Here is a 504-nt window from a genome sequence, read left to right as displayed (position 1 = left end):
CCTCCGGGCCCTGGCCGGCGTACATGCTCAAGCCCGGCGACTGCTTCGACATATCGGCGGCGCGCGAGGGGCACAGCGACAAGCGCCCCTGCTCGTCCTCGCACGACGGCGAGGTGGTCTACCAGGAGAAGCTGACCAAGACGTTCGAGACCGACGAGGCCATCAAGACCGAGGCCGACCGCATCTGCAAGCCGAAGCTCCAGGCCAAGGCGAACCTCAACAGTGGTACGAGATTCCGTACGCTGGCCCAGTTCCCGAAGGTGAGCGGTCTCGACCTCGGCATGAAGACGGTGACGTGCAGCCTCGTCGCGCAGGAGGGGCAGAAGCTCAACTCCAAGCTCAGCTAGGCGCGCACCGGAGGGCCGGGCCCGGGGCGGGGCCCGCGGTGTTCCGAGACGGCCGGCCGGGAGCGGCGGCGGAATCCTCATGAAGTAGCGCGGTTTTCCCGCCGCGTGGACGCGGAAGGGTGAACTCCTTCACCCTTCCGCGTACTTGTTGTCGAAC

1 pseudogene is annotated in these 504 nt (G+C 67.3%); it reads left to right on the top strand.

The annotated features are described in order from the left end of the window. Positions 1–347: pseudogene (locus tag GL263_RS27750) on the top strand (hypothetical protein); the annotation flags it as partial. Positions 348–504: the final 157 nt, after the last annotated feature.

It is taken from the genome of Streptomyces durbertensis (genome assembly GCF_014156695.1).
Taxonomy (GTDB): domain Bacteria; phylum Actinomycetota; class Actinomycetes; order Streptomycetales; family Streptomycetaceae; genus Streptomyces; species Streptomyces durbertensis.
Note: the sequence above shows the minus strand (reverse complement) of the source record. Positions and strands in the feature narration are given on the sequence as shown.